26 protein-coding genes and 1 pseudogene are annotated in these 24,247 nt (G+C 67.2%); 10 read left to right on the top strand and 17 right to left on the bottom strand.

The genetic code is table 11. The annotated features are described in order from the left end of the window. Position 1: 1 nt before the first annotated feature. The 3 genes from ACFRAQ_RS20935 to ACFRAQ_RS20925 all read right to left on the bottom strand — a co-directional run bounded on the left by ACFRAQ_RS20935 (position 2) and on the right by ACFRAQ_RS20925 (position 2,747). A complete protein-coding gene (locus tag ACFRAQ_RS20935; protein WP_379101921.1) occupies positions 2-1,165 on the bottom strand; it encodes a low temperature requirement protein A in 1,164 nt (387 codons plus the stop codon). Between the two features lie 196 nt (positions 1,166-1,361). Further along, positions 1,362-1,592, bottom strand: coding sequence for a hypothetical protein (locus tag ACFRAQ_RS20930; RefSeq protein WP_379101919.1), 231 nt, complete (start codon positions 1,590-1,592; stop codon positions 1,362-1,364). A 267-nt stretch (positions 1,593-1,859) separates the two neighbouring features. Further along, a complete protein-coding gene (locus tag ACFRAQ_RS20925; protein ID WP_379101917.1) occupies positions 1,860-2,747 on the bottom strand; it encodes an NmrA/HSCARG family protein in 888 nt (295 codons plus the stop codon). A gap of 109 nt (positions 2,748-2,856) precedes the next feature. Between ACFRAQ_RS20925 and ACFRAQ_RS20920 the strand changes: the two genes are divergently transcribed. From ACFRAQ_RS20920 to ACFRAQ_RS20900, 5 genes are all read left to right on the top strand, one after another. Continuing rightward, the gene (locus ACFRAQ_RS20920; RefSeq protein WP_379101915.1) at positions 2,857-3,681 is read left to right on the top strand and encodes a helix-turn-helix transcriptional regulator; all 825 of its coding nucleotides are present in this window, start codon (positions 2,857-2,859) and stop codon (positions 3,679-3,681) included. Between the two features lie 225 nt (positions 3,682-3,906). Beyond that, positions 3,907-4,419, top strand: coding sequence for a DUF4365 domain-containing protein (locus ACFRAQ_RS20915; RefSeq protein WP_379101913.1), 513 nt, complete (start codon positions 3,907-3,909; stop codon positions 4,417-4,419). Positions 4,420-4,429: 10 nt separating this feature from the next. Then, positions 4,430-5,503, top strand: coding sequence for a hypothetical protein (locus tag ACFRAQ_RS20910; protein WP_379101911.1), 1,074 nt, complete (start codon positions 4,430-4,432; stop codon positions 5,501-5,503). Positions 5,504-5,530: 27 nt separating this feature from the next. Further along, on the top strand, positions 5,531-6,139 hold the full coding sequence (locus ACFRAQ_RS20905) for a hypothetical protein (RefSeq protein ID WP_379101909.1): 609 nt from the start codon (positions 5,531-5,533) through the stop codon (positions 6,137-6,139). Next, entirely contained in the window at positions 6,136-9,252 is a 3,117-nt protein-coding gene (locus tag ACFRAQ_RS20900; RefSeq protein WP_379101907.1) for an ATP-binding protein, read from the top strand. The genes ACFRAQ_RS20905 and ACFRAQ_RS20900 overlap by 4 nt, the downstream gene beginning before the upstream one ends. A 6-nt stretch (positions 9,253-9,258) precedes the next feature. On the opposite strand, the gene ACFRAQ_RS20895 is transcribed toward ACFRAQ_RS20900, so the two are convergent. After that, positions 9,259-9,897, bottom strand: coding sequence for a Uma2 family endonuclease (locus tag ACFRAQ_RS20895; protein ID WP_379101905.1), 639 nt, complete (start codon positions 9,895-9,897; stop codon positions 9,259-9,261). A 187-nt stretch (positions 9,898-10,084) separates the two neighbouring features. On the opposite strand from ACFRAQ_RS20895, the gene ACFRAQ_RS20890 reads away from it, so the two are divergent. Then, positions 10,085-10,933, top strand: a complete 849-nt coding sequence (locus ACFRAQ_RS20890; RefSeq protein WP_379101903.1) for an SGNH/GDSL hydrolase family protein — start codon at positions 10,085-10,087, stop codon at positions 10,931-10,933. Between the two features lie 43 nt (positions 10,934-10,976). Here the strand turns inward: ACFRAQ_RS20890 and ACFRAQ_RS20885 are convergent. The 8 genes and pseudogenes from ACFRAQ_RS20885 to pyrH all read right to left on the bottom strand — a co-directional run. Next, positions 10,977-12,044: pseudogene (locus ACFRAQ_RS20885) on the bottom strand (RNA polymerase sigma factor); the annotation flags it as partial. Positions 12,045-12,248: 204 nt separating this feature from the next. Then, positions 12,249-12,683: a phage tail protein gene (locus ACFRAQ_RS20880; protein WP_379101898.1), complete on the bottom strand. Its 435-nt coding sequence runs from the start codon at positions 12,681-12,683 to the stop codon at positions 12,249-12,251. A 130-nt stretch (positions 12,684-12,813) separates the two neighbouring features. Then, a complete protein-coding gene (locus tag ACFRAQ_RS20875) occupies positions 12,814-13,251 on the bottom strand; it encodes a 2,4'-dihydroxyacetophenone dioxygenase family protein (RefSeq protein WP_357281544.1) in 438 nt (145 codons plus the stop codon). 10 nt (positions 13,252-13,261) lie between these two features. Then, the gene (locus ACFRAQ_RS20870; RefSeq protein WP_379102207.1) at positions 13,262-13,726 is read right to left on the bottom strand and encodes a fatty acid desaturase; all 465 of its coding nucleotides are present in this window, start codon (positions 13,724-13,726) and stop codon (positions 13,262-13,264) included. Positions 13,727-13,903: 177 nt separating this feature from the next. Next, positions 13,904-15,013 carry a 23S rRNA (adenine(2503)-C(2))-methyltransferase RlmN gene (gene rlmN / locus ACFRAQ_RS20865; RefSeq protein ID WP_379101895.1) on the bottom strand — a complete coding sequence of 370 codons (1,110 nt, stop codon included), beginning with the start codon at positions 15,011-15,013 and terminating at the stop codon, positions 13,904-13,906. Between the two features lie 99 nt (positions 15,014-15,112). Next, a complete protein-coding gene (locus ACFRAQ_RS20860) occupies positions 15,113-16,024 on the bottom strand; it encodes a phosphatidate cytidylyltransferase (protein ID WP_379102205.1) in 912 nt (303 codons plus the stop codon). Positions 16,025-16,112: 88 nt separating this feature from the next. Beyond that, the gene (gene frr / locus ACFRAQ_RS20855; protein ID WP_213556998.1) at positions 16,113-16,670 is read right to left on the bottom strand and encodes a ribosome recycling factor; all 558 of its coding nucleotides are present in this window, start codon (positions 16,668-16,670) and stop codon (positions 16,113-16,115) included. A 37-nt stretch (positions 16,671-16,707) separates the two neighbouring features. After that, on the bottom strand, positions 16,708-17,442 hold the full coding sequence (pyrH, locus tag ACFRAQ_RS20850; RefSeq protein ID WP_357092686.1) for a UMP kinase: 735 nt from the start codon (positions 17,440-17,442) through the stop codon (positions 16,708-16,710). 313 nt (positions 17,443-17,755) lie between these two features. Between pyrH and ACFRAQ_RS20845 the strand changes: the two genes are divergently transcribed. Beyond that, positions 17,756-18,064, top strand: a complete 309-nt coding sequence (locus ACFRAQ_RS20845) for a hypothetical protein (RefSeq protein ID WP_379101892.1) — start codon at positions 17,756-17,758, stop codon at positions 18,062-18,064. A gap of 213 nt (positions 18,065-18,277) precedes the next feature. Next, positions 18,278-18,505 carry a hypothetical protein gene (locus ACFRAQ_RS20840; RefSeq protein WP_379101890.1) on the top strand — a complete coding sequence of 76 codons (228 nt, stop codon included), beginning with the start codon at positions 18,278-18,280 and terminating at the stop codon, positions 18,503-18,505. A gap of 72 nt (positions 18,506-18,577) precedes the next feature. Here the strand turns inward: ACFRAQ_RS20840 and tsf are convergent, their stop codons facing one another. Continuing rightward, the gene (tsf, locus tag ACFRAQ_RS20835; RefSeq protein WP_379101888.1) at positions 18,578-19,393 is read right to left on the bottom strand and encodes a translation elongation factor Ts; all 816 of its coding nucleotides are present in this window, start codon (positions 19,391-19,393) and stop codon (positions 18,578-18,580) included. Between the two features lie 108 nt (positions 19,394-19,501). Continuing rightward, entirely contained in the window at positions 19,502-20,368 is an 867-nt protein-coding gene (gene rpsB / locus ACFRAQ_RS20830) for a 30S ribosomal protein S2 (RefSeq protein WP_357281558.1), read from the bottom strand. 388 nt (positions 20,369-20,756) lie between these two features. Here rpsB and ACFRAQ_RS20825 point away from each other — a divergent pair, with 388 nt between their 5' ends. Together ACFRAQ_RS20825 and ACFRAQ_RS20820 are read left to right on the top strand one after the other, a co-directional pair. Beyond that, a complete protein-coding gene (locus tag ACFRAQ_RS20825; protein WP_379102203.1) occupies positions 20,757-21,242 on the top strand; it encodes a M23 family metallopeptidase in 486 nt (161 codons plus the stop codon). A 7-nt stretch (positions 21,243-21,249) separates the two neighbouring features. After that, the gene (locus ACFRAQ_RS20820; protein WP_379101886.1) at positions 21,250-21,753 is read left to right on the top strand and encodes a DUF1990 family protein; all 504 of its coding nucleotides are present in this window, start codon (positions 21,250-21,252) and stop codon (positions 21,751-21,753) included. A gap of 72 nt (positions 21,754-21,825) precedes the next feature. Here ACFRAQ_RS20820 and ACFRAQ_RS20815 read toward each other — a convergent pair whose 3' ends face one another. The 3 genes from ACFRAQ_RS20815 to ACFRAQ_RS20805 all read right to left on the bottom strand — a co-directional run bounded on the left by ACFRAQ_RS20815 (position 21,826) and on the right by ACFRAQ_RS20805 (position 24,210). Beyond that, positions 21,826-22,197, bottom strand: coding sequence for a hypothetical protein (locus ACFRAQ_RS20815; protein ID WP_379101884.1), 372 nt, complete (start codon positions 22,195-22,197; stop codon positions 21,826-21,828). A gap of 193 nt (positions 22,198-22,390) precedes the next feature. Further along, positions 22,391-23,155 (bottom strand): siderophore-interacting protein, encoded by a 765-nt coding sequence (locus ACFRAQ_RS20810; RefSeq protein ID WP_379101882.1) that lies wholly within the window; start codon positions 23,153-23,155, stop codon positions 22,391-22,393. A gap of 131 nt (positions 23,156-23,286) precedes the next feature. Then, positions 23,287-24,210, bottom strand: a complete 924-nt coding sequence (locus ACFRAQ_RS20805) for a tyrosine recombinase XerC (RefSeq protein WP_357281566.1) — start codon at positions 24,208-24,210, stop codon at positions 23,287-23,289. Positions 24,211-24,247 lie beyond the last annotated feature (37 nt).

The following is a 24,247-nucleotide window of genomic DNA, read 5'->3' as shown; positions in this document are numbered from 1 at the left end:
GTCAGTTCGCCCGCGTGCGGGTCATCAGCAGCAGGGGGCGTCCGGTCGAAACCACCCAGTACTCCCAGGCATTCAGACCGACCAGGACCGCGGTCACCGCGGCCAGCGTCACGATCTCCGGCAGCAGGGTCGAGGCGAGGGTCAGCGCCGCCAGCACCAGCGCGGCGATGAACCGGCCGAGGGTGGCCGCGCCGAACATGCGCCAACGGGTGAACAGGAAGGTCGACACGTACAGGGTCGCGCCGATCGGCAGCAGGAACGCGTTGACGCCGTGCGCGGTCGCGGTCGGATGCTCGACCATGCTGCGCGCGCCCACCGCCACCCCGACCAGGCCGATCACCAGCAGAATGTGGCCGTAGCTGAGCACATCCCGCACCACGGTGCCGCGAACCTGGTTGGTGCGCAACGAATGCTCGACCGCGGAGAACCCGTAGGCGAAGTACAGCCACCACAGGCCGCAGCCGAGCACGAAGATCAGCACCACCGCGATCCACGACATCACGCCCAGATGCGCTTCCGCCGCTTCCGAACCCACCGACGCGACCGTCTCGCCGAGCGCGATGATGACGAAGGTGGCGAACCGCTCCGGCAGATGCGTCGCGCCGAACTGCACCGACTCCATCCGCCGCGCCAGCAGCGCCGGGCCGCCGAAGGCCAGCAGCACCGCGACGATCCAGAGTGCGTTGCGCGCCCCGCCTTCCGGAACCAGCGCCGCGATCACCAGCAGCACCGCCGCGACGAGGGTGATCGTGAACGGATTGACCCAGCTGCCGAACACGCCCGCCTGCGAGAGCGCCCGCTTGCGCCGCATCTCGACCCACAGCAGCAGCCGCAGCACCAGATGCGCCACGGCCAGGATCAGCGGCAGCGCGCGCCCGATGAACGCGTGCGGCGCGGCGATGGCGATCACGAACATGCACAGCCCGCACGCGAACAGGAAGATCCGCTGCCGATTCGAGTCCTCGACCCCGTGCACCGACAGCGTCGTCCCCACCCACGACCACCACATGATCGCCAGCAGCAACACCGTCTGCCCGACGGCTCCCCAGCTCTCTCCGGCCACCGCCACATGCGCGGCCTGCGTCACCGCGAACACCAGCACCAGGTCGAAGAACAACTCCGCCCAACTGGCCCGCTCATGCGCCTCACGTAGAGGTTCAGTCACACCCGTCATCCCTGCCTAGCACCATTTCCAGCGCGTTCACTCTAGTCACACCACATGACCGTTTTGTCCGACCTATCCCCCGCATTGATCACACCCCCGATCACACCGGTCACACCTGAAAGCCCGCTGCCGTCCGGCGATCACGCCACGGCGACCGTGATACCCGAACAAGCCGGTGGCACCGAGAACACGCCGATCACCGCCCGCCGGAGGGACCAATGCGATCCCCGCGCGCCCGGGCCCGCCCGCGCGGCCCGCGCCCGGTGAACCGCCGCCGCGCGTCGTCGAGCCAATCGGGCCGTTCCCGCCGCAGCCGCCACACCTCCCCCACGGTCCAGCCACCACCCAGCTCCGGCAGATCGGTGACGGCGATATCCAGCCGGGCCGCCGCGGCGGCCCGCTTCAACGGCGTTGTCGCCGAGTCCATTCGACTTCGGTGTGCGTTCATGCCATCCAGGCTGCGCCGCGGTCCGGCGACACCGCGGCAATACGAGAACTTCGCACCCCGCCACCCGATCCGTCCGCCCGGACGGCAACAGCCGTCGCCGAATCGACTCCGAGTCGCCGTGCGCCGCAACCGGATCCGGTTAGAGTCGGTCGACCGACTCGCCGATACGGGAGGTCCGGCGTGAGCGCACGCGGAAAGGCCGGCGCGAACCACGAGCTCCGCGCCGCCCTCGGCGACCGTGTCCCGTCACGGCTTCCATTCGACCGACCGCAGCCACGCCGCCAGATCCAGCAGCCCCGGGTGCTGGGCCCGCAATTCCGCCAGGTCCAGCGGCCCGTCCGGGCTCTCGTTGAAGTGCGTGAACATCTGCCCGACGTGCGGGTCGAACGCCCGGACCTGTTCCAGCGGCACCACAGTGCTGCGCGCGGGCAGTCCGGCGTGCGCTCCGATGATCTCCGCGATCCGCGGCGGGGTCAGGTAGTCCCCGGCCAGCGGCACCATGCGGCCGAGGAACTCCTGGGGCCGGTCGAAGGCGATCGCGGCGAAGGCGCCGATGTCGCGCGTGGAGATCAGCGACACCGGAATGTCGCCGCGCACCGCGAGATCGAGCCGCAGCACGCCGTTCTCGTCGAGCACCGGCCGGTTGAAGGCGTTGAGGTTGTCCATGAAGAAGGTGGGCCGCAGGATGGTGGCGGGCAGTTCGAGTTCGCGAATGTACGCCTCGATGGCTGTCTTCGCCGCGTAGTACTCCACGCCGGTGTCCTGGCCCGCGCCGCGCAGCGAGCTGTAGACGAAGTGCTCGATGCCCAGCTCCTTCGCCAGCTCCGCGACCGTTCGGCCCCGGCGCTGTTCGGCCGCAATGCCTTCCGTGGTGATGTGGACGCCTTCCATCATGGTCAGCATCATGAACACGCCGTACGCGCCTTCCATGGCGGCCCGGATCGAGTCGGTGTCGTCGAGGTCGCCCTGGATCAGGTTCGCGCCCGCGGCGCGCAGCGCGGTCGCGGCGGGCGACTCCAGGTCGCGCACGAAAGCGTGTACTTCCCAGCCGCGTTCGAGCAGCTGCCGGGTGGTCGCCCGGCCCTGCCGGCCGGTCGCGCCGATGACCAGAACCGGTCCCTTGTCGTTCGTCATGTCGTTCTCCCCGTGAGCGGTGATGCGTGTCGATCACCGATGCCTCTGACGTTAGGGACGCGCCGACACCTGGTCCTGGTACCGATACTGCTAGCCACAAGAGGATGCGATGCCCGACAATCACCGTTCCGAACTGGCCGCGTTCCTCAAAGCGCACCGGGCCCGGCTCACCCCCAAGGACGTCGGCCTGCTCAACGATCTGGAGCCCGGCCGCCGCCGCACCCCCGGGCTGCGGCGCGAGGAGGTCGCCGAGCTCGCCGGGGTCAGCCTGACCTGGTACACCTGGCTCGAACAGGCCCGCAAGATCGCGGCCAGCCCCCAGGTGGTCGACGCCCTGGCCCGCGCGCTGCTCCTGTCCCCCGCCGAGCACCGCCACCTGCGCACCCTGGCGGGCCTCGCGGATCCCTTGGAGCACAAGGACATCGACGACGGCCGACTACAACGCCTGGTCGATGCCCTGATGCCCGACCTCGCCGTCGTCCACGACGCCCGCTTCGACTTCGTCGTCTGGAACGCCGCCTTCGCCCGCGTCCGCATCGACCCCGCCGAACTCCCCGCCGACCGCCGAAATCTGCTGTGGTGGATGTTCACCGACGACCGCACCCGCGCCATGATGCCCCGCTGGGAACGGGCCGCCCGAGCCATCCTCGGCCAATTCCGCGCCGTAGCCGGCCGCACCCCCGACAACCCCCTTCTCACCGCCCTCATCACCGACCTCACCGCGGTCAGCCCCGAATTCCGCACCTGGTGGCAGGAATACCCCGTCCAAGACTTCCGCCCCGCCACCATCACCCTGAATCACCCCACCGCAGGCCCCCTCGACCTCGACGTCCACCAACTCCGCCCGGTCGACAACCCCGACCTCCTCCTGGTCGTCCAACTCCCCGCCACCCCCGCCGACCGCCACCGCATCGCCACCCTGCTCGCGGACTGACGCCCGCAGCCAGACCATCTAACACATTGGCGTCGCAAATTCTCGGTTTCACAGAAGAATACTTCGAGGCCTGATTTCAGGTTGTCGTTATGAACGAGGCTCGATGAAATAACAAACCGGACAACAGTTTTTGATGAGCAATTCCTCGAGCGGTTGCCCGGGAACCGATCAATGCCTACAGTTATCCGATCAGCTGGTGGTGCAGGCGTTTTCAGGGGGAAGATCGTGCTCGACGCACGAAATCATCAGGGGAAATTCGGGGCCGACTACATTCGTGTTCTCGCGTCGGCCGCAGGGCTCATCTGGTCGCAGGACGATGTCGACCTCGACGGCGTCGATCTGTGCCTCAAGGCTCCCGGGCGCACCCCGCGGGGTTTCTCACCTCGGATAGAGGTCCAGGTGAAGACAGTCGCCAAGCTCCAGGTCCGGCACGGATCGATCGATTTCGACAATCTCGACCAGTCTCAGTACAACAAACTCGCCGGTCAGGATTTCACGGTGCCGCGGTATCTTTTCCTGGTCCACGTTCCGGTCCAGTCCTCCGAGTACGCGGACCTGTACACGTCAGGACTTCTACTCCGGCACATCGGATACTGGCTGTCGCTCGATGACCACGAGCCGTTGGCTACCTCCGATCGACGCCGGAAAGTACGGGTGAAAATACCGGTCGGCAACATCCTCACGGCCGCCAGCCTGCGCGCGCTCGTCGCCAGCAGTTCCGCGGGCCCCGCCCGATAGCGACTGCGACATGCACAAAAGTCCGCCGATCGACAATGTCGTCCGCTATCTGAGCGCTCACGGCTGGACGGTCTCCGGCCGATGGCGCAACGGAAGTATCTGGAGTCTGCGGGATTTCGAGGTCCTGGTGCCGCCGACGGACTCGATGGCCGACGCCGGTAGCAGGTTGCGCGAGTTGACGCTGTGTGTCGCCGACGCGGAAGGGCGGTCGCCGGAGGCCGTGTGGCAGGACCTGACATCTCCGGCCATCGACGTCTTGTCGTACCGCACGGTCCACAACGCCGGCTCGATCGCGTTCTCCGCGGCATCCCGCACCGTCCTGGCGCTCGGTGAACTGATCACGGTCTGCGCCGCCGAGGTGCTCGGCGAAGCCCGGCCATCGATTCTGGGCGTCACCACCCGTGACCAGGTTCGCGAGCTCTTGAACGATTCCTGGCTGTCGATGACCGGGGAGCCGCTGACGCTGAGAGTCGGGTTCCCGATCGGAGAGGGCGATCCGAACCACCTCAGCCGCCGTACAGCTGTACGCATCTCGGCACTGTCGACCGCAGTCCTGCGGGCCGCGGATGGTCCAGAGCCCCATTCACTCGACTATCTCGCGCGCCACGGAATATCTCCGGCGGAGTGCCGTGCGTTCGCCGAACTGACCGGACCGGACGACCCCCAGGCATTCGAACTCGACTTCCACTGGTCATGGCTCGCACCTCGCTCGGACGAAAGCGTTTCGGTCCCCGCGGAAGCGGGCGAAAGGATCCGCCGCCTGAGCAACGGTCGTGCCCGCCAGAACGCGGAGCCGGTGTCCGGGGTGGTGCAGGGGTCGATCATCGCGCTGTCCGACGATCCCGGCGGCGCACGACGACGCGTCAAGATCCGGGGAACGCTCGAGCTGGACGGCGCAGCCGCCGATGGAATTCGCACCGTCACAGTCACGGCGCCCGACGACAGGATCTACGCGACAGCGCTGTCCGCGCATCGCGACGGCCGCACGGTTCGTGCGGAGGGGCCCGCCACCCGTCATCGCCGCGGAACGGAGATCACCGTCGCGTCGAATGGATTCACCGTCATCGACGACCCACTCTCCTGAAAACCATAGAAAGGTACCGGAAACCAGATGTCCATCGACCGTCTGACGCTGAATGAGCGCTGTGTCCTGTTCGTATTGATGGCGGAAGCGCGAGAACTCACCAACGCCGAGCTTCACGAGGCGGCGGGCATCAAACTCGACGGCAGGAACCGCAGACATCTCAATGACCTCGACCTGGTCGCCAGCACGATGGTGAACCGCGCCTTCCTACACGAACTCACCGACCGGGGTGCGGTGTGGTGCGCCGAGGAGCTGTCACGCGAACGGCCGGACAAGTCCGGGAGCGCGGGCGGAGCCCTGTACTCCGTGCTGGCCGGGCTGCGTCGCCACCTCGACGACACCGGGCAGTCCCTGGCCGATGTCTTCCGGCCGGATGTGGCCGGGCAAGTCGAAGCGGCGTACCTGGAACTGACATCCGGGCACGGCATGGCGGTCCGGTTGACGCACTTGCGCGAACGGCTGAACGAACTGCCCAGGGGTGAGATCGACAGGGCGCTCGAATTGCTGTCGCGCCGCGACGATGTCCATATTCGGGCGGAATCGGACCAGCGGACGCTCACCGATCGGGATCACACGGACGCGCTCGTATTGGGGGGCACCGCAAGGCATCTGCTCGCGATCGAGGTGTCACGGTGAACGAGGAGCAATACCACGCGCTCGCCTCGGTTCAGTTCAGCAGCGCGCTGGGGCCCGATGCCGTGTGGAGCCCGATGACCTATCACGTCGACGGCCTGCATCCACGAGCGAGCGACGTCATCACCCGCGCTGTCACCGCCGCCACGAACCGGCCGGGCATCACACCGACCGGCATTGCCCTCACCGGTGACGCCGGTGTCGGTAAGACACATATGCTCGGCTGGCTCAGACATCATGTGCAGCAACAGGGCGGTTCGTTCTTCATGCCCAAACTGCTCGACGGCCGCTCGTTCTGGACCGGCGCGGTGCACGGGGTCGTGACCCGTCTATCGGATTCCGATGGCGGACAACTCGGCCGGATGCTCGACCTCCTCGCCGAGCGCACCCACTGTGGTTCCGAGCTCCGGATGCGCTTGCGTGGCAACATACCCTTGAGCCGAGGAGACCTGGATACCTTCGTGGAACGGGTAGCCGAGCTGGATCCCAATGTCGTACTCGAATGCCAGGACACGCTGCGTGCCCTCGTCCTGTTCCAGGCGAACGGCAAGGAGCAGAAGGAGATCGGCCGCAGCTTCCTGATCAATGAGGAGGGCATCGATAACGGCGAACGCGTTGCCTGGGGCTTTCGCGATGGCGCGCGGATTCCGCAGCTGATCTTCAATGACCTGTCCCGGCTGTTCGCCCTCACCGGCCCGATCGTGCTGGCCGTCGATCAAATCGACAGCGTGATAGCCAGATCCGGGCAGTCCGGCAGAGACGAACTCGCCAATCAGCTCGCGGATGGACTCATGCGCATGCGGGAGGAAACCACGCGGACTCTGATCGTGGCCGCGTGTATTCCGAGGTCGTGGGAGCTCATCGCCACCCGCGCCGTGAATTCCGCGGTCGACCGCTTCACCCGAGTCGACCTGTCGACCGCGATGCCGTCCGCCGCCGTCGCCCGGGCGATCGTCGAACGCCACCTCGGAACCCTCTACGGTGAATCAGGTTTCGAACCGCCCTACCCCACCTGGCCGGTACGGCCCGTGGCGTTCGATGACGTCTCGGTCCCCAGCCTCACGCCGCGCAGGCTCCTTCAGCTGGTCGAAGAGCATGTGCGGCGATGCCTGGACGCGAACACGGTCAGTGAGCTCGAGCAGTTCGGCAAGCCATCCATGGACACCGCACGGATCGCGACGCCACCGACGGCCGGCGAATTGAGTCTGTGGGATGACCGATTCGCCGCCTTGCGGGATATGGCGGACATCCTGAACCCGCTGGATCCAGAACGCGAGGACGAGCGGATGCCCGCGTTGATGGACGCCGCACTGCGCTGCTACATCCGCGAACAGAATGCCAGCGGTGCAGAGCTGACGATCGATCCTCGGAGCAAGGTCCAGCCCGCCCTCCACGGCAGGCTGCGCCGCACCCTCGACGAAGCCACAGAGGACGAAGAGCACTGGAGCTTCCGAGCCATCGCACATGGCCATCATTCGGCGGTGCTGTCCCGTCTGCGGTCGGCCTGCCTCGAGGCGGAGATCGAACCGGACAGCCCGAAGCGGCATCTGGTCGTCCTGCGCAACACCCCGTTCTCCTCGGGAAAGGCGACGGTGAAGGCGGTTGCCGAGATGGAGGCCGCGCACGGTATCGCGATCCCGATCTCGGAGGACGATCTACGAACCTTCACCGCGCTGGAATCCCTGCTCACCGACTTCCGGATGACACCGGGGTTCGGGGATTGGCTCGAGGCCCGACGTCCGGCTACCCGAACCCATCTGTTCGATCAGTTCCTGACGCCGACGACCGGCGATGTGCCCGTGCCGCAACGGAACGGCATAAGGGAACCGGGCATCGAACCGTTGGAGATCGACACACCGGCCGCCGCAGTCACTGACGACCCACCGGCCGAGCCGTCGATCACGCTGGGCCGGGATGCCAAGACCGGCACGGCATTCCACGTCCCGCTGATCCAGTTGCGCAAGCACGCTGTTATTTTCGCCGGCAGCGGGTCGGGAAAGACCGTCCTGCTGCGGCGACTGGTGGAAGAAGCCGCATTACAGGGTGTTTCGTCGATTCTGGTCGACACCAACAATGACCTCGCCCGCCTCGGCGACTCGTGGCCGTCGCCGCCGGGCACCTGGTCCCCGAACGACCCCGAACGGGCCGCGCGCTACTTCGCCGAGGTCGAAGTGGTCGTCTGGACGCCACGTCGTGAGGCCGGACGTCCGATAGCGCTGAACCCGCTGCCCGACTTCGAGGGAGTGGTCGACGATCCCGATGAGTTCCGGACCGCCATCGACGCATCGGTCGCCGGTCTCCTACCGCGGACCGGCCTGGCCGGACGCAAACTCCCTACCGGGACCGCGGTCCTGACCGAGTCACTGACCTACTTCGCCAGGCGCGGTGGCAAGGAACTGGGTGACTTCGTGGAACTGCTCGCCAACCTTCCGGACGATGTCAGCACGGTCCGGAAGGCCGCTCAGCTTGCCCAGGAAATGGCCGACCAGTTGCATGCGGCCATGATCAACGATCCCGTCTTCGGCGGCGCGGGCCAGCGCCTCGATCCAGGAGTCCTGCTGACCCCGGCAGGCGACAGCAGAGCGCGAGTGTCGGTGATCAGCTGCATCGGGCTCGCGACACCCGAGCAACGGCAGACCTTCGTCGGCCAGCTGGAGATGGCACTGTTCGCCTGGATCAAGCGCAACCCGGCGGCCGACCGCCCGCTCGGCGGACTGTTGGTTCTGGACGAGGCACAGACCTTCGCGCCGTCGCGCCACACGACACCGTCCAGCGCGAGCACCCTCACTCTCGCGACACAGGCACGCAAGTACGGGCTGGGACTCGTGTACGCGACCCAGGCGCCGAAAGCCCTGCACCCCATGGTCACCGGCAATGCCGCCACCCAGATCATCGGTCTGCTGAACGCGCCGGTGCACATTCAGGCCGCCCAGGAGCTGGCCCGCGCCAAAGGCGGTCGGCTGGACGATATTTCCCGCTTGCCCGCCGGGCGCTTCTACGGCGCCACCGAGGGAGTCGGCTTTACCAAGATCAATGTGCCGATGTGCCTCAGCCATCACCCATCGAGCGCTCTCACCGAGGAGGAGGTGCTCAGACGCGCCCGCGGTGCGCGCTGAGAAGTATCAGTCCAGACCGATATCCAGTCGATTCCAGCTGATCGTGACGTCGAGCGGATCGGCGACGTCGACAGCCAACGCGTCGCCGCGCGCCCGCAGCGACATGTTCTCGCTGATATAGGTGCCGTCCGCGGTCAGCCTGAGCATCTCAATGGACGCGGCGGGGCCGTCGTCCTGGACCATGCGGACGATCCAATAGGAGGGGATACCGAGTCTCGCATACTCGGCCCGCTTCTCGACCAGGTCCGCGGTCACGGTGTTGGGAGATACGACCTCGACGACCAGCAAGGTGTCCGAAGCCATCGGCTTCGTCTTCCATCTCCCCCGCGGCTCGTCGATACAGCGATAGACGATGGCGTCGGGCCGCTTGTAATGGAACGGGACCTCCGAGATCAGCATGTCGAGTTCACCGCTCGCACGCAGGCATGGCAGATCACCGGATCGTTTGGACACCGCCTCGCGCAGCGCCCCTTTGATGTTGTCGCTGATCGCAACATGATTGGGCGACGGAGACTCACAGTGCACGATCATGCCGTCGCGAATTTCCACCGTGCGGGCGATGTCTTCGGGCATGGCCAGATACATCGCCATGTCGACGATCGGGATTGTCGTACGCAGCCACGACCAGTCGTCAGCCTCGCTCACGCGCCACAGAATACTCCAGCGACGGCTCCGGTCATCCAACCCGCGAGAGCGGCCGCTCAGCGGCGGCGGGCCGAATCGATAACGATTCCGCCAACCAACCTACCGGGTGGTAGGTCATCTTCTAGGGTCGGCGGCGATCCCCTCCCCGCTCTGCCACCAGGACTCCGCCTTGAAACTGAAACACTGCTTGTCCGCAATTGCGATGATCGTCGCCGCCTCCCTGACCAGCATCACCCCGGCCACCGCCGACAGCGGAAAGTATGTGGCGCTCGGCGATTCGTATGCGGCGGGGGTGGGCATCTCGACCATTCTCGACAAGAGCTGTTCCCGGTCGGACCGCAACTACGCACATCTGTTCGCGGCTCAGCGCGGGTATGCGCTCACCGATGTCACCTGCGGGGGCGCGACCATCGACTCGGTGACCAGCACTCAGCTCTCCGCGGTCACCGCCGACACCACGCTGGTCACCCTGGGCGTCGGCGGCAACGATATCGGCTTCGGGCAGCTGGTCAAGGACTGTGTGCTCGCGGGCACCCTCGGAACGGGCAGCGGCACTGGCAGTCTCGCGACGGGCAGCGCCAGCGGCAGCGCGGGTGCGGTCGCCGAATTGGTGGCGGGCTGCAAGAACAAGTACGGCCCGGAGATGCCCGGGCGCCTCTCGATGACCGCCGCCAAGCTCGCCCAGCTGCTCGCCGCCATCCGCACCCAGGCCCCGCAGGCCCGCATCGTCCTGGTCGGCTACCCGAAGATCCTGCCCGACAACGCATCCCTGTGCGCGGGCCGCCAGCCGGTCCTGGCCGCGGACGCCGACTGGATCCACGACAGCGTGATCGGCGGCCTCAACACCATGCTGCGTTCCCAGCCCGGTACCACCTACTTCAGCACCTACGAGCTCTACGACGGCCACGACGTCTGCGAGGCCATCCCGGACCGGTGGGTCAACGGCACCTCGGTCGACAACGGCGAAGGCGCGCAATTCCATCCGAACCAGTACGGTCACGCCGCCACCGCGCAGCGGATGATCGCGACCCTCTGACGTCCGAAGCCGGGCGGCAGATCCGCCCGGCCACCCGCCCGCGCTACTCCAGGTAATCCTGCAGCAACTGCGAGCGCGACGGATGCCGCAGCTTCGACATCGTCTTCGACTCGATCTGCCGGATCCGCTCGCGCGTGACGCCGTAGATCTTCCCGATATCGTCGAGGGTCCGGGGCTGCCCGTCGCCCAGTCCGTAACGCAGGCGCACGATTCCGGCTTCGCGCTCGCTGAGCGTGCCCAGCACCGCCTGCAGCTGCTCCTGCAGCAGGGTGAACGCCACCGCCTCGACCGCGACGACGGCCTCGGTGTCCTCGATGAAGTCGCCGAACTGGCCGCTGCCCTCGTCACCGATCGTCTGGTCCAGCGAGATCGGTTCCCGGGCCATCTGCTGAATCTCCAGCACCCGCGCGGCCGTGATGTTCAACTCCTGCGCGAGCTCCTCGGGCGTGGCCTCACGACCCAGCTCCTGCAGCAGCTCACGCTGCCTGCGCCCGAGCTTGTTGATGATCTCCACCATGTGCACGGGAATGCGAATGGTGCGCGACTGATCGGCCATGGCACGGCTGATCGCCTGGCGAATCCACCACGTGGCATAGGTCGAGAACTTGAATCCCTTGCTGTAGTCGAACTTTTCGACCGCGCGCACGAGACCCAGATTGCCCTCCTGGATCAGATCCAGAAAGGCCATGCCCCGCCCGGTGTACCGCTTGGCGATCGACACCACCAGGCGCAGATTCGCCTCGAGCAGATGATCCTTGGCCCGGACGCCATCACGCACGATCCAGGTCAGATCGCGGCAGCGCGCGGCGGTGAGACCGGACGGCCCCTCGGATTCGATCCGCAGCTTCTCCGCCGCGTACAGCCCCACCTCGATCCGGACCGCCAGATCGACCTCCTCCTCCGCGGAGAGCAGGGGAACCCGGCCGATCTGCTTCAGATACGCCCGCGTCGAATCCCCACTCGCGGTGAGCCCGGCTTCCTTGCGCGCCCGGCGCAGGGCCGGGGACTCGTCCTCGTCCCAGATCCCGGCGTCGGTGTCGGCGCTCTCCGTCCCGCCGTCTGCGAAATCCCGGTCATTCGTTTCGCCTGCGGTCGTTGCCACATGTGCCTCTCCGAGAAATTTCGGGCGGCATCGCGATTCGAGAACAGGACCGCAGAGAGGCCTCGAGCGGCTCGGCAATCGCCGGGCCTGCCGTCAGGCTACTGGTTTTCAGCCGATATCTCGCGGCTCCCACCCCGGGCGATACGGAGCGCGCCGGCCGACGTCCTCGGGTCAGGCGGCGACCGTCGGTCGCCGCCTCCCGACCGCGACCGGTCAGGCCGCCATGTGGTGGAGGTTCTCGCAGACCAATGTGACGCTGTTGTACAGCATTTCACCGGGGCCGTCCCGCAGGGCGGAGACCTCGATCTTGGACGGCCACGCGTGCTCGAGCAGGTAGCACGGAACCGGGGTGCCCTCGTGGTCGTACATCGTGAGGGTGCAGTCGCGGCGCGCCACGGCCATCTGGCCGTTGCGCGCCGACTGGTGCCAGGCCCACAGGTCGGCGGTGCCGGTGCGGCCGCGGCACAGGGTGACCTGGGGCGGCTTGACCTTTCCGGGCAGTTGGATCGGACCGCCGCCACCGCCTTCGAGGTAGGACACCGGTTCGATCTCGGACACGATGCCGCCCAGGTCCGCGAAGGACGCGATCTGGAGGCCGTCGATGACGATGACGAAGGAAGAGATGGTCGTGAGCTGCGGCATTGGCATCATGCGCTCCTCGGCCGATCGGACGCCCGGCAAGCGTCCGCGTTCACCCCAGTGTAGGAAGCACGGGACACCCGGCGACAGGAAATCGGCGGCTTAGCTACGTTTGGGCAACAATCCGCCGGTGGGGGCGCTATTCGAGAATTCCGGTCGGGCGGGCGATACCGGCGACATCGCAGAGCGCGAAGTAGGCGTCCTGAATGGTCTTCGAATCGACGACACCCGTCACAGCGCCGTCGGCGTCGAGGTCGATGAACGCACCCTCGACGATGAACAGGACATCGGCGTCCTCGGCGACCGTGAGGGTGTGAACAGACCCGGCGGGCTCGTGGATGAAGGTCCCGGCGGTGTAGTGGATGCCCTGCTCGGCGTAGAACCAGTCGCCGGAGAAGGTGTACGCGTTCACCGCGCCGGTGTGCTTGTGCGTGGGCAGGCTGAATCCGGCCTTGAACCGATTGCGCAGCACGAACCCCGACGGCGAGACGCGCAGCAACTGCAAGCCGACATCACCCGCCCACACCCAGGGGATATCGGCTTCGTTCACGTGCCCTACGAGCGGTTGCTGCAACATGAAGCAAACGCTAGGTCAAGCGCCCTCCCGGCGAAGGGAATCCGGAATATCGAGCCGGTGGCGTTCCATATCGGCAGTTGCAGGGCAGCCCGTACTGTGCGGCGAGGCCCCGGACTTGCCGGGAAACAGCCGGCAGCCGGTTGCTCGGTAGGTCCGGGAACAAATGGTGTTCGATCTGGTACCCCAATGACCCGGTCAAGATTCTCCCGACCGGACCGGACGGGAAGTTCGCGCTGCCGAGGAACTGCCGGAGATACCACTCCCCCCGGGTCTCGGCTGTTTGCTCGCCTTGCGGAGTATCTCGTCGCGGGCCCCCGCAGCTCCTGCGGATCCTTGCGCCCCGCCACGACTTTCGGGATCTCCAGGTGATAGACGCACATCCCGAACTCGTAGAGCATCGAGACCGGTACGACGTACACGGCGTTGCCCAGTTCCTGATGTAGCGGGCGTCGCGCTCACCGAGGTCATGCTCCACCGACCGCCGGATCTCGTCGAGCCGGTCGCCGAACTCGCGAACATCGGCGGATGTCAGGTGGGTGTAGGCCGCCACATCGGTGATGGCCCGCCAGAGTGGTTACCCACTGTTTGCTGGCACGGAAAGTCATGCCGGATAGCCGACTTGACCAAAGCCCGGCCGAGACCGGCGTCCGGGTCAGCCTTCCGCGGCGAGCTGGCCGCAGGCGGCGGCGATTTCCTGCCCGCGGGTGTCACGGACCGTGCAGGTGACGCCCTGCGCCTGGACCCGGCGGACGAACTCGTCCTGCACCGGCTTCGGGGAAGCGTCCCATTTGCTGCCCGGCGTCGGGTTGAGCGGGATCAGGTTGACGTGGACCAGCGGGCCCAGCGCCTTGTGCAGCTTCTTGCCGAGCATGTCGGCGCGCCAGCCCTGATCATTGATGTCGCGGATCAACGCGTACTCGATGGAGACGCGGCGGCCGGACTTGTCGGCGTAATAGCGTGCGGCATCGAGGACTTCGGCGACCGGCCAGCGATTGTTGACCGGCACCAACGTGTCCCGCAGCTCGTCGTCGGGGGTGTGCAGCGAGACGGCCAGCCGCACCGACATGTCCTCGTCGGCGAGCTTGCGGATGGCGGGCGCCAAGCCGACCGTGGAGACCGTCACCGAGCGCTGCGAGATGCCGAAGCCCTCCGGCGACGGAGACGTGATGCGGCGGACCGCGTTCACCACGCGCTTGTAGTTGGCCAGCGGCTCGCCCATGCCCATGAACACGATGTTGGACAGGCGGCCGGGTCCGCCCGCGACGTCGCCGTCGCGCAGGGCGGCCGCGGCGGCCCGAACCTGGTCGACGATCTCGGCTGTGGACAGGTTGCGGTTCAGACCGCCCTGACCGGTGGCACAGAACGGGCACGCCATGCCGCAACCGGCCTGCGACGAGATGCACAGGGTGTTGCGGTCGGGGTAGCGCATGAGCACCGACTCGAGCAGGGTGCCGTCATTGGCGCGCCACAGCGACTTGCGGGTGGTGCCGTCATCGCATTCGATGTGCCGGATCTCGGTCAGCAGCTGCGGGAACAGCGCCTCCGCGACCTTGGAACGCATCGCCTCGGGCAGATCGGTCATCTGATCCGGGTCGGCGACCAGGCGGCCGTAGTACTGGCGCGCGATCTGGTCGGCACGGAATTTGGGGAGGCCGAGCTCCTCGACCACCGCCTTGCGCTCCCGCGAATCGAGGTCGGCGAGATGCCGCGGCGGCATACCGCGACGAGGGGCGTCGAAAACGAGGGGCAACGGGGTAGTCATAACCCTTCCAGTGTTCCATCCGAAACACGCGTTCGGCGCCGCGGGGTGCGATGCGCTCGTCACACCACCTGGACCAGGTGACCGAAGCCGCGCGATCGATCAGAGCAAGGCGGTCAGCACCAGCCACGCCACGAAAGCCGACGGCAGCATCGAGTCGAGCCGGTCCATGATCCCGCCGTGCCCGGGCAGCAGCGTGCCCATGTCCTTGATGCCCAGCTCCCGCTTCACCTGCGATTCGATCAGGTCGCCGCTGGTCGCCACCAGCACCAGCCCGACGCCCAGCAGCACGCCGATCATCGAATTCGCCTGCAGCAGCAGCGTCACCGTCAGCAGACCGCCGATCACGCAGAACACCAGCGAACCGCCGAAGCCCTCCCAGGACTTCTTCGGGCTGATGTGCGGCACCATCGGGTGCTTGCCGAACAGCACGCCCGCCACATAACCGCCCACGTCGGAGCAGACCACCAGGATCATGAAGGTCAGCACCCGCAGGTTGCCCTTGTCCTCGGACAGCATCAGCACCGCGAACGAGGCCAGCAGCGGAATCCAGGTGAGCGTGAACACCGAGATCGCGGTGTCGCGCAAGTAGTTTCGCGGGGTGGCCGTCAGGCCGTGGTCGAACAGCCGCCACACCATGAGGGTGAGCGCCGTCGCGCCGAACGCGCCGAGCACGCCCTCCGGTCCGACCGGCCAGGCCAGCCACACCACCGCCTGCCCGCCGATCAACAGCGGAATCCGGGGCACCAGCACGTCGGCCTCACGCAGCCGCTTGGTCACCTCCCAGGTGGCCACCGCCACCGCGACCGCGATCACGCCGACGAGCACCTTCGGGGCCCACAGCAGGATCGCGATCAGGGACAACCCCAGCCCGAATCCGACGCCCAGCGCCGCGGGCAGGTTGCGGCCCGCCTTCGACGCGGGCGCGCTCGGCTTCCCATCCGAGGCTGCCTCGCCCGCATTGTTCGGTGTGGCCGAATTCGCGGCCGGCGATGCGGTGGCTTCCTCCGGCAGCTCGCCGGTGGCGGCAGTCTCTTCGGCCACGATTGTCCCGTCGCTCACTTGTCGTCCGTTCCCTACCCCCGGCCGAAGATCGGCCGTCCTAGACCTCGAGCAGTTCGCCTTCTTTGTGCTTCACCAGCTCGTCGATCTGCGCGACGTACTTCTGCGTGGTCTTGTCGAGTTCCTTCTCGGCGCGACCGACCTCGTCCTCGCCCGCCTCGCCGTCCTTCTGGATGCGGCCCAGCTCTTCCATGGCCTTCCGGCGGACGTTGCGGATCGAGATCTTCGCGTCCTCGCCCTTGGACTTGGCCAGCTTGACCATTTCCCGGCGCCGCTCCTCGGTGAGCTGCGGGATCGAGACCCGGATGATGTCACCGTTGTTGGTGGGGTTCACGCCGAGATCCGAATTGCGGATCGCGGTCTCGATCGGCTGCATCTGCGCCTGCTCGTACGGCTTGATCACCACCATGCGCGGCTCGGGCACGGTGATCGAGGAGATCTGGGTGATCGGCGTCATCGAGCCGTAGTACTCGACCACGATCCGCGCGAACATACCAGGATTCGCGCGACCGGTCCGGATCGAGGCCAGGTCGTCCTTCACCACCGAGACGGCCTTCTCGAACTTTTCCTCGGCGTCGAAGAGCGCTTCTTCAATCACGGCGTTTCCTCCACTGCGTCATGGTTCTTGTCGTCGGTCACGACCGGACCAGGGTGCCGATCTTCTCACCGGCGACGGCGCGGGCGATATTTCCCTTGGTCAACAAATTGAACACCAGCATCGGCATCTGGTTGTCCATACACAGGCTGAAAGCGGTGGCATCGGCGACCTTGAGGCCCCGCTCCAGCGCTTCCTTGTGGGTGATCTGGGTGAACATGGTGGCGTCGGGGTCCTCCCGCGGGTCCGCGGTGAAGACGCCGTCCACGGCCTTGGCCATCAGCACCACTTCGGCGCCGATCTCCAGGGCGCGCTGCGCGGCGGTGGTGTCGGTGGAGAAGTAGGGCATGCCCATACCGGCGCCGAAGATCACGACGCGGCCCTTCTCCAGGTGCCGCTTGGCGCGCAGCGGCAGATACGGTTCGGCGACCTGACCCATGGTGATGGCGGTCTGCACCCGGGTGTCGATGCCCTGCTTCTGCAGGAAGTCCTGCAGCGCAAGGGAATTCATGACGGTGCCGAGCATGCCCATGTAGTCCGAGCGGGCCCGCTCCATGCCGCGCTCCTCGAGCTCGGCGCCACGGAAGAAGTTGCCGCCGCCGATCACCACGGCCACCTGGACGCCGTCCTCGACGACCTCCGCGATCTGCTCCGCGACCGCCTGCACCACATCCGGGTCGAGCCCGACACGGCCACCGCCGAACATCTCGCCACCCAGCTTGAGGAGCACTCGGCGATAGCCCTTGCGATCGGGGGCGGTATCCGGGTCCGTCATCGGTCTCCTTGTCCAGACGTTCGAGCGTGCGCAGGCACATGAAAAGACCATCCCGGCCGACGAATTGCACGGGACGGCAACAAAGCTCCATCCATCCTGCCTCACGACCGGTCACGAGCGTGAGGCGACCCTCGTATCGGCCTACCGGTTCGTCACAATCCGGGCGCACGAGAGTCCTCGCGGCAACTGTTCCAGCAATCGCGAAGCTATGCCCTTCCCACCGTACCGGCCGGGCCCGGCAAGGATGTGCCACCAAGAAATCGGGGGCACGCATTCAGATTTAACGCACTCGCATTTCACATATCGTCGGCTCGTGAACTCGAAGAATCTCACGGCCCGAACAGGATTCGCCGCCTTCGCCCTCGCCGCCGCCCTCACCACGGTCGCCGCGCCCGCCTCCGCGGAGATCGCCCTCACCCCCGCCGAGGCGCCGACCGCCGTCGCGGGCACGACGACCGGCTCCGGCACCGGATCCTGGAACCCCTACACCGGTTCCGCCAACAGCCCGGTCGTCCCCTACATCTCCCCCGGCAGCGCGAGCGTCATGGGCAACCTGATCGACGCGATCACCATCCTGATGGGCGGAAAGCCCTGCCACGGCTGCGCCAACGACCCCGAGTAGACAATCACCCACCGCAGATCGGACTTCACACCATGAAGGCCACCACCCGGGTGGCCGCTCCGTCTGCAGCCGAGCGCCCGAGCCAGGTACGCGAACGGCCCTTCGCTCATCGAATCACGATGGACGCGAGCCTGTTCGAGCCATCGGATGCCCCTGGAAGCTGGGGCCCTCGTTTCCAAATGTAAGCAATTGCGTTTCACATATGTTCGGCTCGTGAATATCAAGAACCCCACGATCCGCATCGGACTCGCCGGACTCACACTCGCCGCCGCTCTCACCGTCGCGGCGGGTCCGGCCGCGGCTGAGACACCGGTCCCCTCGGTGGCCACCCCGGTCGCCACCGACACTGGAAGCAGCATCCTGACCGGTGCTGTCAATGGGCTGCTCGCATGGCTCTTCCCGAAACCGTCGACCGACCCCTGCCACGGGATGTGCAGCTGAACAGGTACGACAAAAGGCCCCTCGCTCATCGGGAACCGATGGGCGAGGGGCCTTTTCGACTATGTCAGGCGATTACGCCTGGCCGACCTCGAAGCGGGCGAAGCGGGTGATGGTGACACCGGCGTCGTCCAGCAGGGCCTTGACGGTCTTCTTGGAGTCGGTGACCGAAGCCTGCTCCAGGAGGACGACGTCCTTGTAGTAGCCGTTGACGCGGCCTTCGACGATCTTCGGCAGCGCGGCCTCCGGCTTGCCCTCTTCCTTGGCGGTCGCCTCGGCGATCTCGCGCTCCTTGGCGACGAGCTCGGCCGGGACGTCCTCGCGGGTGAGGTACTTGGCCTTGAGGGCCGCGACCTGCATGCCGGCGGCGCGGGCGGCGTCGGCGTCGGTGCCGGTGTACTCGATCAGCACGCCGACGGACGGCGGCAGGTCGGTGGCACGCTTGTGCAGGTAGACGGTGGTCTGACCGTCGAACGCGGCGACGCGGCGCAGCTCGAGCTTCTCGCCGATCTTGGCGGCGAGCGCCTGCAGCACCTGGTCGGCGGTCTGGCCGTCGACCTCGACCGCCTTCAGGGCGTCCAGGTCGGCCGGGCGGGCCTTCGCGGCGGCGGCCACGATGGCGTTCGCGACGTCCTGGAACTCCTGGTTCTTGGCCACGAAGTCGGTCTCGGAGTTGATCTCGATCAGGACGCCGTCCTGCGAGACGACCAGGCCCTCGGCGGTGGCGCGCTCAGCACGCTTGCCGACATCCTTGGCGCCCTTGATACGCAGGAACTCGACGGCCTTGTCGAAGTCGCCCGCGTTCTCCTCGAGCGCCTTCTTGCAGTCCATCATGCCGGAGCCGGTGAGCTCGCGGAGCCGCTTCACATCGGCGGCGGTGTAGTTCGCCATCTCGGGCGAGCCTCCCTGTGTGAGTGAAAGTCTGTGGTGGTCACACCTTGCCGACCGTCATCGAACGACAGCGGTCGGCAAGGTGAACAGATGCCTGGCGGCGGTGGATCAGAAGTCGGCCGGGGTCTTGGTGGCCGGGTCTTCCTTCAGCTCCGCCTCGGCAGCGGTCTCCACGGGGGCCTCGGCGGCAGCCTCGGCCGGGGCAGCCTGCGACAGCAGCTCCTGCTCCCACTCGGCGAGGGGCTCGCCCGCGCCGGCCTCCGGCTTCGAGTCGCCACCGGCGCGCGAGGCACGAGCCTGCACGCCCTCGGCGACGGCGGAAGCGACGACCTTGGTCAGCAGCGCGGCCGAACGGATCGCGTCGTCGTTACCCGGGATCGGGTAGTCGACCAGGTCGGGGTCGCAGTTGGTGTCCAGGATCGCGATGACCGGGATGTTCAGCTTGCGAGCCTCGCCGACGGCGATGTGCTCCTTGTTGGTGTCGACAACCCAGATGGCCGAGGGAACCTTGGCCATGTCCCGGATGCCGCCCAGGGTGCGCTCCAGCTTGTTCTTCTCACGCGTCAGCATGAGGATTTCCTTCTTGGTGCGACCCTCGAAACCGCCGGTCTGCTCCATCGACTCCAGCTCCTTCAGGCGCTGCAGCCGCTTGTGCACGGTCTGGAAGTTGGTGAGCATGCCGCCCAGCCAGCGCTGGTTCACGTAGGGCATGCCGACACGGGTCGCCTCAGACGCGATCGACTCCTGGGCCTGCTTCTTGGTGCCGACGAAGAGGACGGTGCCGCCGTGGGCAACGGTCTCCTTGACGAACTCGTAGGCCTTGTCGATGTAGGTCAGCGTCTGCTGCAGATCGATGATGTAGATGCCGTTGCGGTCGGTGAAGATGAAACGCTTCATCTTCGGGTTCCACCGGCGGGTCTGATGACCGAAGTGCGCGCCGCTGTCGAGCAGCTGCTTCATTGTTACGACAGCCATGGCTCCGTAACTTCCTCTCGTTGCTGGTTGACACAGGAATCGGCGATCCCTGCCCTGGCGCCCACGGCCACCGGAACCCTCCGAGAACGAATCAGGGGGACCAGCCGGCGACACTCACTGTGGGCGCGCGAAGTCGGTCCGCGTTAACGCAAACCGCTGAATCAGTTTACGCAGCGGTTCCGTCAGATCGAAATCGGGCCCGGAGCGGGGGCGGATCCGGACCCGTCGACGCAGGTCAGAACGCTGCGCTTGTTCTATTCACAATACTGAATTTCATCCACACTCGCGGGGCGGAAGGGGCTGGACGACGGTCGCGGGGCGCACGCTGATTCGCATGTCCGCGAACTACTTCGATCCGGAATTTCGCCGCGCATTTCCGTCCGCGGCGATGGTGATGATGACGGTCGTCCTGGCCGCGCCCGCGTCCGCGGCGCCCGGCGGGGAGTTCGGGTGGCCGCTCGCGCCGCGGCCCGCCGTGGTTCGAGTCTTCGACAAACCCGAGCACGACTGGCTGCCCGGACATCGTGGCGTGGACCTGGCGGGGAGCCGGGGCCAGGCGGTGCTGGCGGCGGGTGACGGGATCGTGGTGTTCGCCGGACTCGTGGCCGGGAAACCGGTGGTATCCATCGATCACCCGGGCGGACTGCGCACCACCTACGAGCCGGTCACCGCGTCGATCGAGGTGGGCCGCAGGCTGACTCGCGGCGCCGTGATCGGCGTGCTCGACACCGGACATCCGCCCTGCTCCCCCTGCCTGCACTGGGGCGCCCGGCGCGACGGCGACTACGTCGATCCACTCGGCCTGATCCATCGCGCGCCGATCCGGTTGAAACCCCTCACAGATCCATCCACCGGGTCACGAGGCGGGCCATGATGGATCGATGCCGCAGCAGACCTTCACCTATCCCGACGTCGGCGCGACCGCGGGCGAGTTCCCGCCGGGGTACCACCACTTCCGGCTGCGGCGCCGAATCGGTTCCGGCCGTGCGTTTTTCGACCAGGCCGCCGAACAGGTCCTCACCTACCGCATGCAACGCGGCAGCGGCGTCTTCCAGCATGCGACCACACCCGAGGCCCGGCCCGGCACCGACATCACCGTCCGCATCGGCGTGGGCCCGATCGGCTTCACCGCGCCCTGCCGCGTCGTCTATGTCGTCGACGAACCGAACCGCCGCGGATTCGCCTACGGCACGCTCCCCGGCCACCCGTTGCGCGGTGAGGAGCTCTTCGCCGTCGAATACGACCCCGCCGACGACTCCGTGTACGGGATCATCGCCTCGTTCTCCAACCCCGACCCCTGGTACGCCCGCCTCGGCGCACCGGTCGTCCGCCTCGTCCAACGCTGGTTCTCCGGTCGCTACATCGCCGCGCTCGAGCCCCACTGAGCGGCGCGGACCACCCCGCACTCGACCGGATCATGATCGGTCGGCGCGCGGTTCGCCATCACCGAAGCGAGGTCAACCCTTGAGGTGAGCGGCGAGGGTGGCGGCCTCGGCACGGAGACCGGCCGCGCGATCCGCCCCACTCTCGAACTCGGCGTATTCCCTTGCGGCGGTCAGACGTTCATCGATCTCGGCGCGGACGATGGCGACGACCTCGGCTTCGGTCAGGGCGCGGCGGGGACGCTCGGCCGCGCCCACGCCGACGGCGCTGCCCTCGATCGCTCCGGCGCGAACATCGGAACCGTCGACGGCCTCGGCATTGTCGATCGCGGCCAACGCCGAGCGCAGAGCGGCGGTGGCGTGACGATCACGGACTTTCATGGCGGCGGGGAGTGCTGCGCGGAGGCGTTCGCGTAGGGCGGGGGTCTCGGCGGGCGGCGTCGTCATGACAATCGACGCTACCCGCCGATATGCCCCAAACCGGATCTCAGCGACCGGGTGTCGCCGGCGGGGAATTCGGCTGGCACACCCGGTGATCGAGTGCTTGGCGGCGCGTACCCGACTCCTTCCCGGCGCGCACAGCCGCCGCCCTCCGGCCGGCACGGACGTCACGCATCCGCGTGGCGTACGGCGCGATCGGCTAAACGGCTGCGGGCGCGGCCTTTTCGCGTTCGGCCAGTTCGGACTTCCAGGCACGGAAACCCTCTTCGGTGCGGCCGCGTCGCCAGTAGCCGGAGATGGAGGACGCCCATTCGGCGGGGACGGCGCGTTCCTTGCGGATGTAAGGGCGCAGGTCGTGCATGACCGCACGGGCCTCGCCGTGGATGAAGACCTGGACCTGGCCGTCTCGCCAGGGTGCGGAGCGGACGGTGGCGGCCAGCCGCTCGCCGGGTTCGGCGTCGCCGCGATGGATCCAGGTGAGCTCCACACCCTCCGGGTGCGGGAAGGCGAGTTCGTCCGACGGGCCGCTGACCTCGACGAATACCTGGCCGACGGCATCGGCGGGGAGGACCGCGCAGGCGGCGGCGATGGCGGGGAGGGCGGATTCGTCGCCGGCGAGCAGGTGCCAGTCGGCGTCGGGGCGCGGGGCGTAGCCGCCGCCGGGTCCGAACAGGTCGATGGTGTCGCCGGGCTGGGCGGCGGCCGCCCAGGGGCCGGCGACGCCCTCATCGCCGTGGTGAACGAAGTCGATGGCGATCTCCTGGGCGGCGCGGTCGACTTCGCGGACGGTGTAGGTGCGCATGACGTCGCCGTCCGGGGCCGGGAAGATCAGTTTGACGTAGGCGTCGGTGCTGTCGTTGGGCTGGAAGGACGTGAAGCCGGGGCCACCCAATCGGACCCGGATCAGGTGATCGGTCAGGTGAACCGTGTTCTGGACCACCAGCGTGATGCGTGTGCGTGCCAAAGGACACCTCCATGGTCAGTGCATAATTAGGGTTACCTAACTGACGCTAGCACGGGTGTCGATAGGTCGTCGATAGCTTTCCGATAGGCCGTAGATCACCCACCGCTTCCCGGCCCCGACGAACGGGCCGGTCAGGCGCGTGGGTGCGCCTGGTCGTGCACCTTCTTGAGCCGGTCGATCGAGACGTGGGTGTAGAGCTGGGTGGTGGCCATGCTGGCGTGGCCGAGAATCTCCTGCACCACGCGCAGGTCGGCGCCGCCCTCCAGCAGATGGGTGGCGGCGGTATGGCGGAACCCGTGCGGGCCCATGTCGGGTGCGCCGGGAATCGCGGAAACCACCTCGTGCACCACGGTTCTCGCCTGCCGGGGGTCGATGCGGCGGCCGCGGCGGCCCAGCAGCAGCGCGCGACCCGAGTCCGGCGTCGCGAGGGCCGACCGGCCGAACCGCAGCCAGGCTTCGAGGGCCTGTTCGGCGGGCCCGCCGAACGGCACCGAACGCTCCTTGTTGCCCTTGCCCAGCACCCGCACCAGGCGCCGTTCCCGATCCACGTCCTCGATGTCGAGCCCGCACAGCTCGCTCACGCGAATCCCGGTGGCGTACAGCATCTCCACGATCAGCCGGTCCCGCAGCGCCATCGGATCCTGCTGCGCCGCACCCGATTCCGCCGCCTCCATGGCCGCTCGGGCCTGCTCCTTCCCCAGCACCGACGGCAGCACCCGATGTGCTCGCGCCGACCCGAGGCGCGGCCCCGGATCCACGGCCAGCCGACCTGTATGCGTCAGCCATGCGGTGAATGTCCGCGCCGACGACGCCCGTCGCGCCATCGTGGTCCGGGCCGCTCCCCCCGATGCCTGCGCCGCCAGCCACGACCGCAGCAAGGCCAGATCCACCTCCCCCACACCGGAATCCACCGCGCGCTCCAGCAAATGTTCCAGCAATCCGCGAGCATCCCCGACATAGGCCCGCACCGTATGCGCCGACCGATTCCGGCCCAACCGCAAATGCCGGCCGTACTCGGCCAGCAATGCCTCCAAATCCTCGGGCAACCCACTCATCCCCCCACGCTGACCGCATTCCGCCGCCTTTTCAAGC

The organism is Nocardia sp. NPDC056611, from assembly GCF_042792755.1.
Classification (GTDB): Bacteria; Actinomycetota; Actinomycetes; order Mycobacteriales; family Mycobacteriaceae; genus Nocardia.
This window is presented reverse-complemented; position numbering and strand designations above follow the sequence as displayed.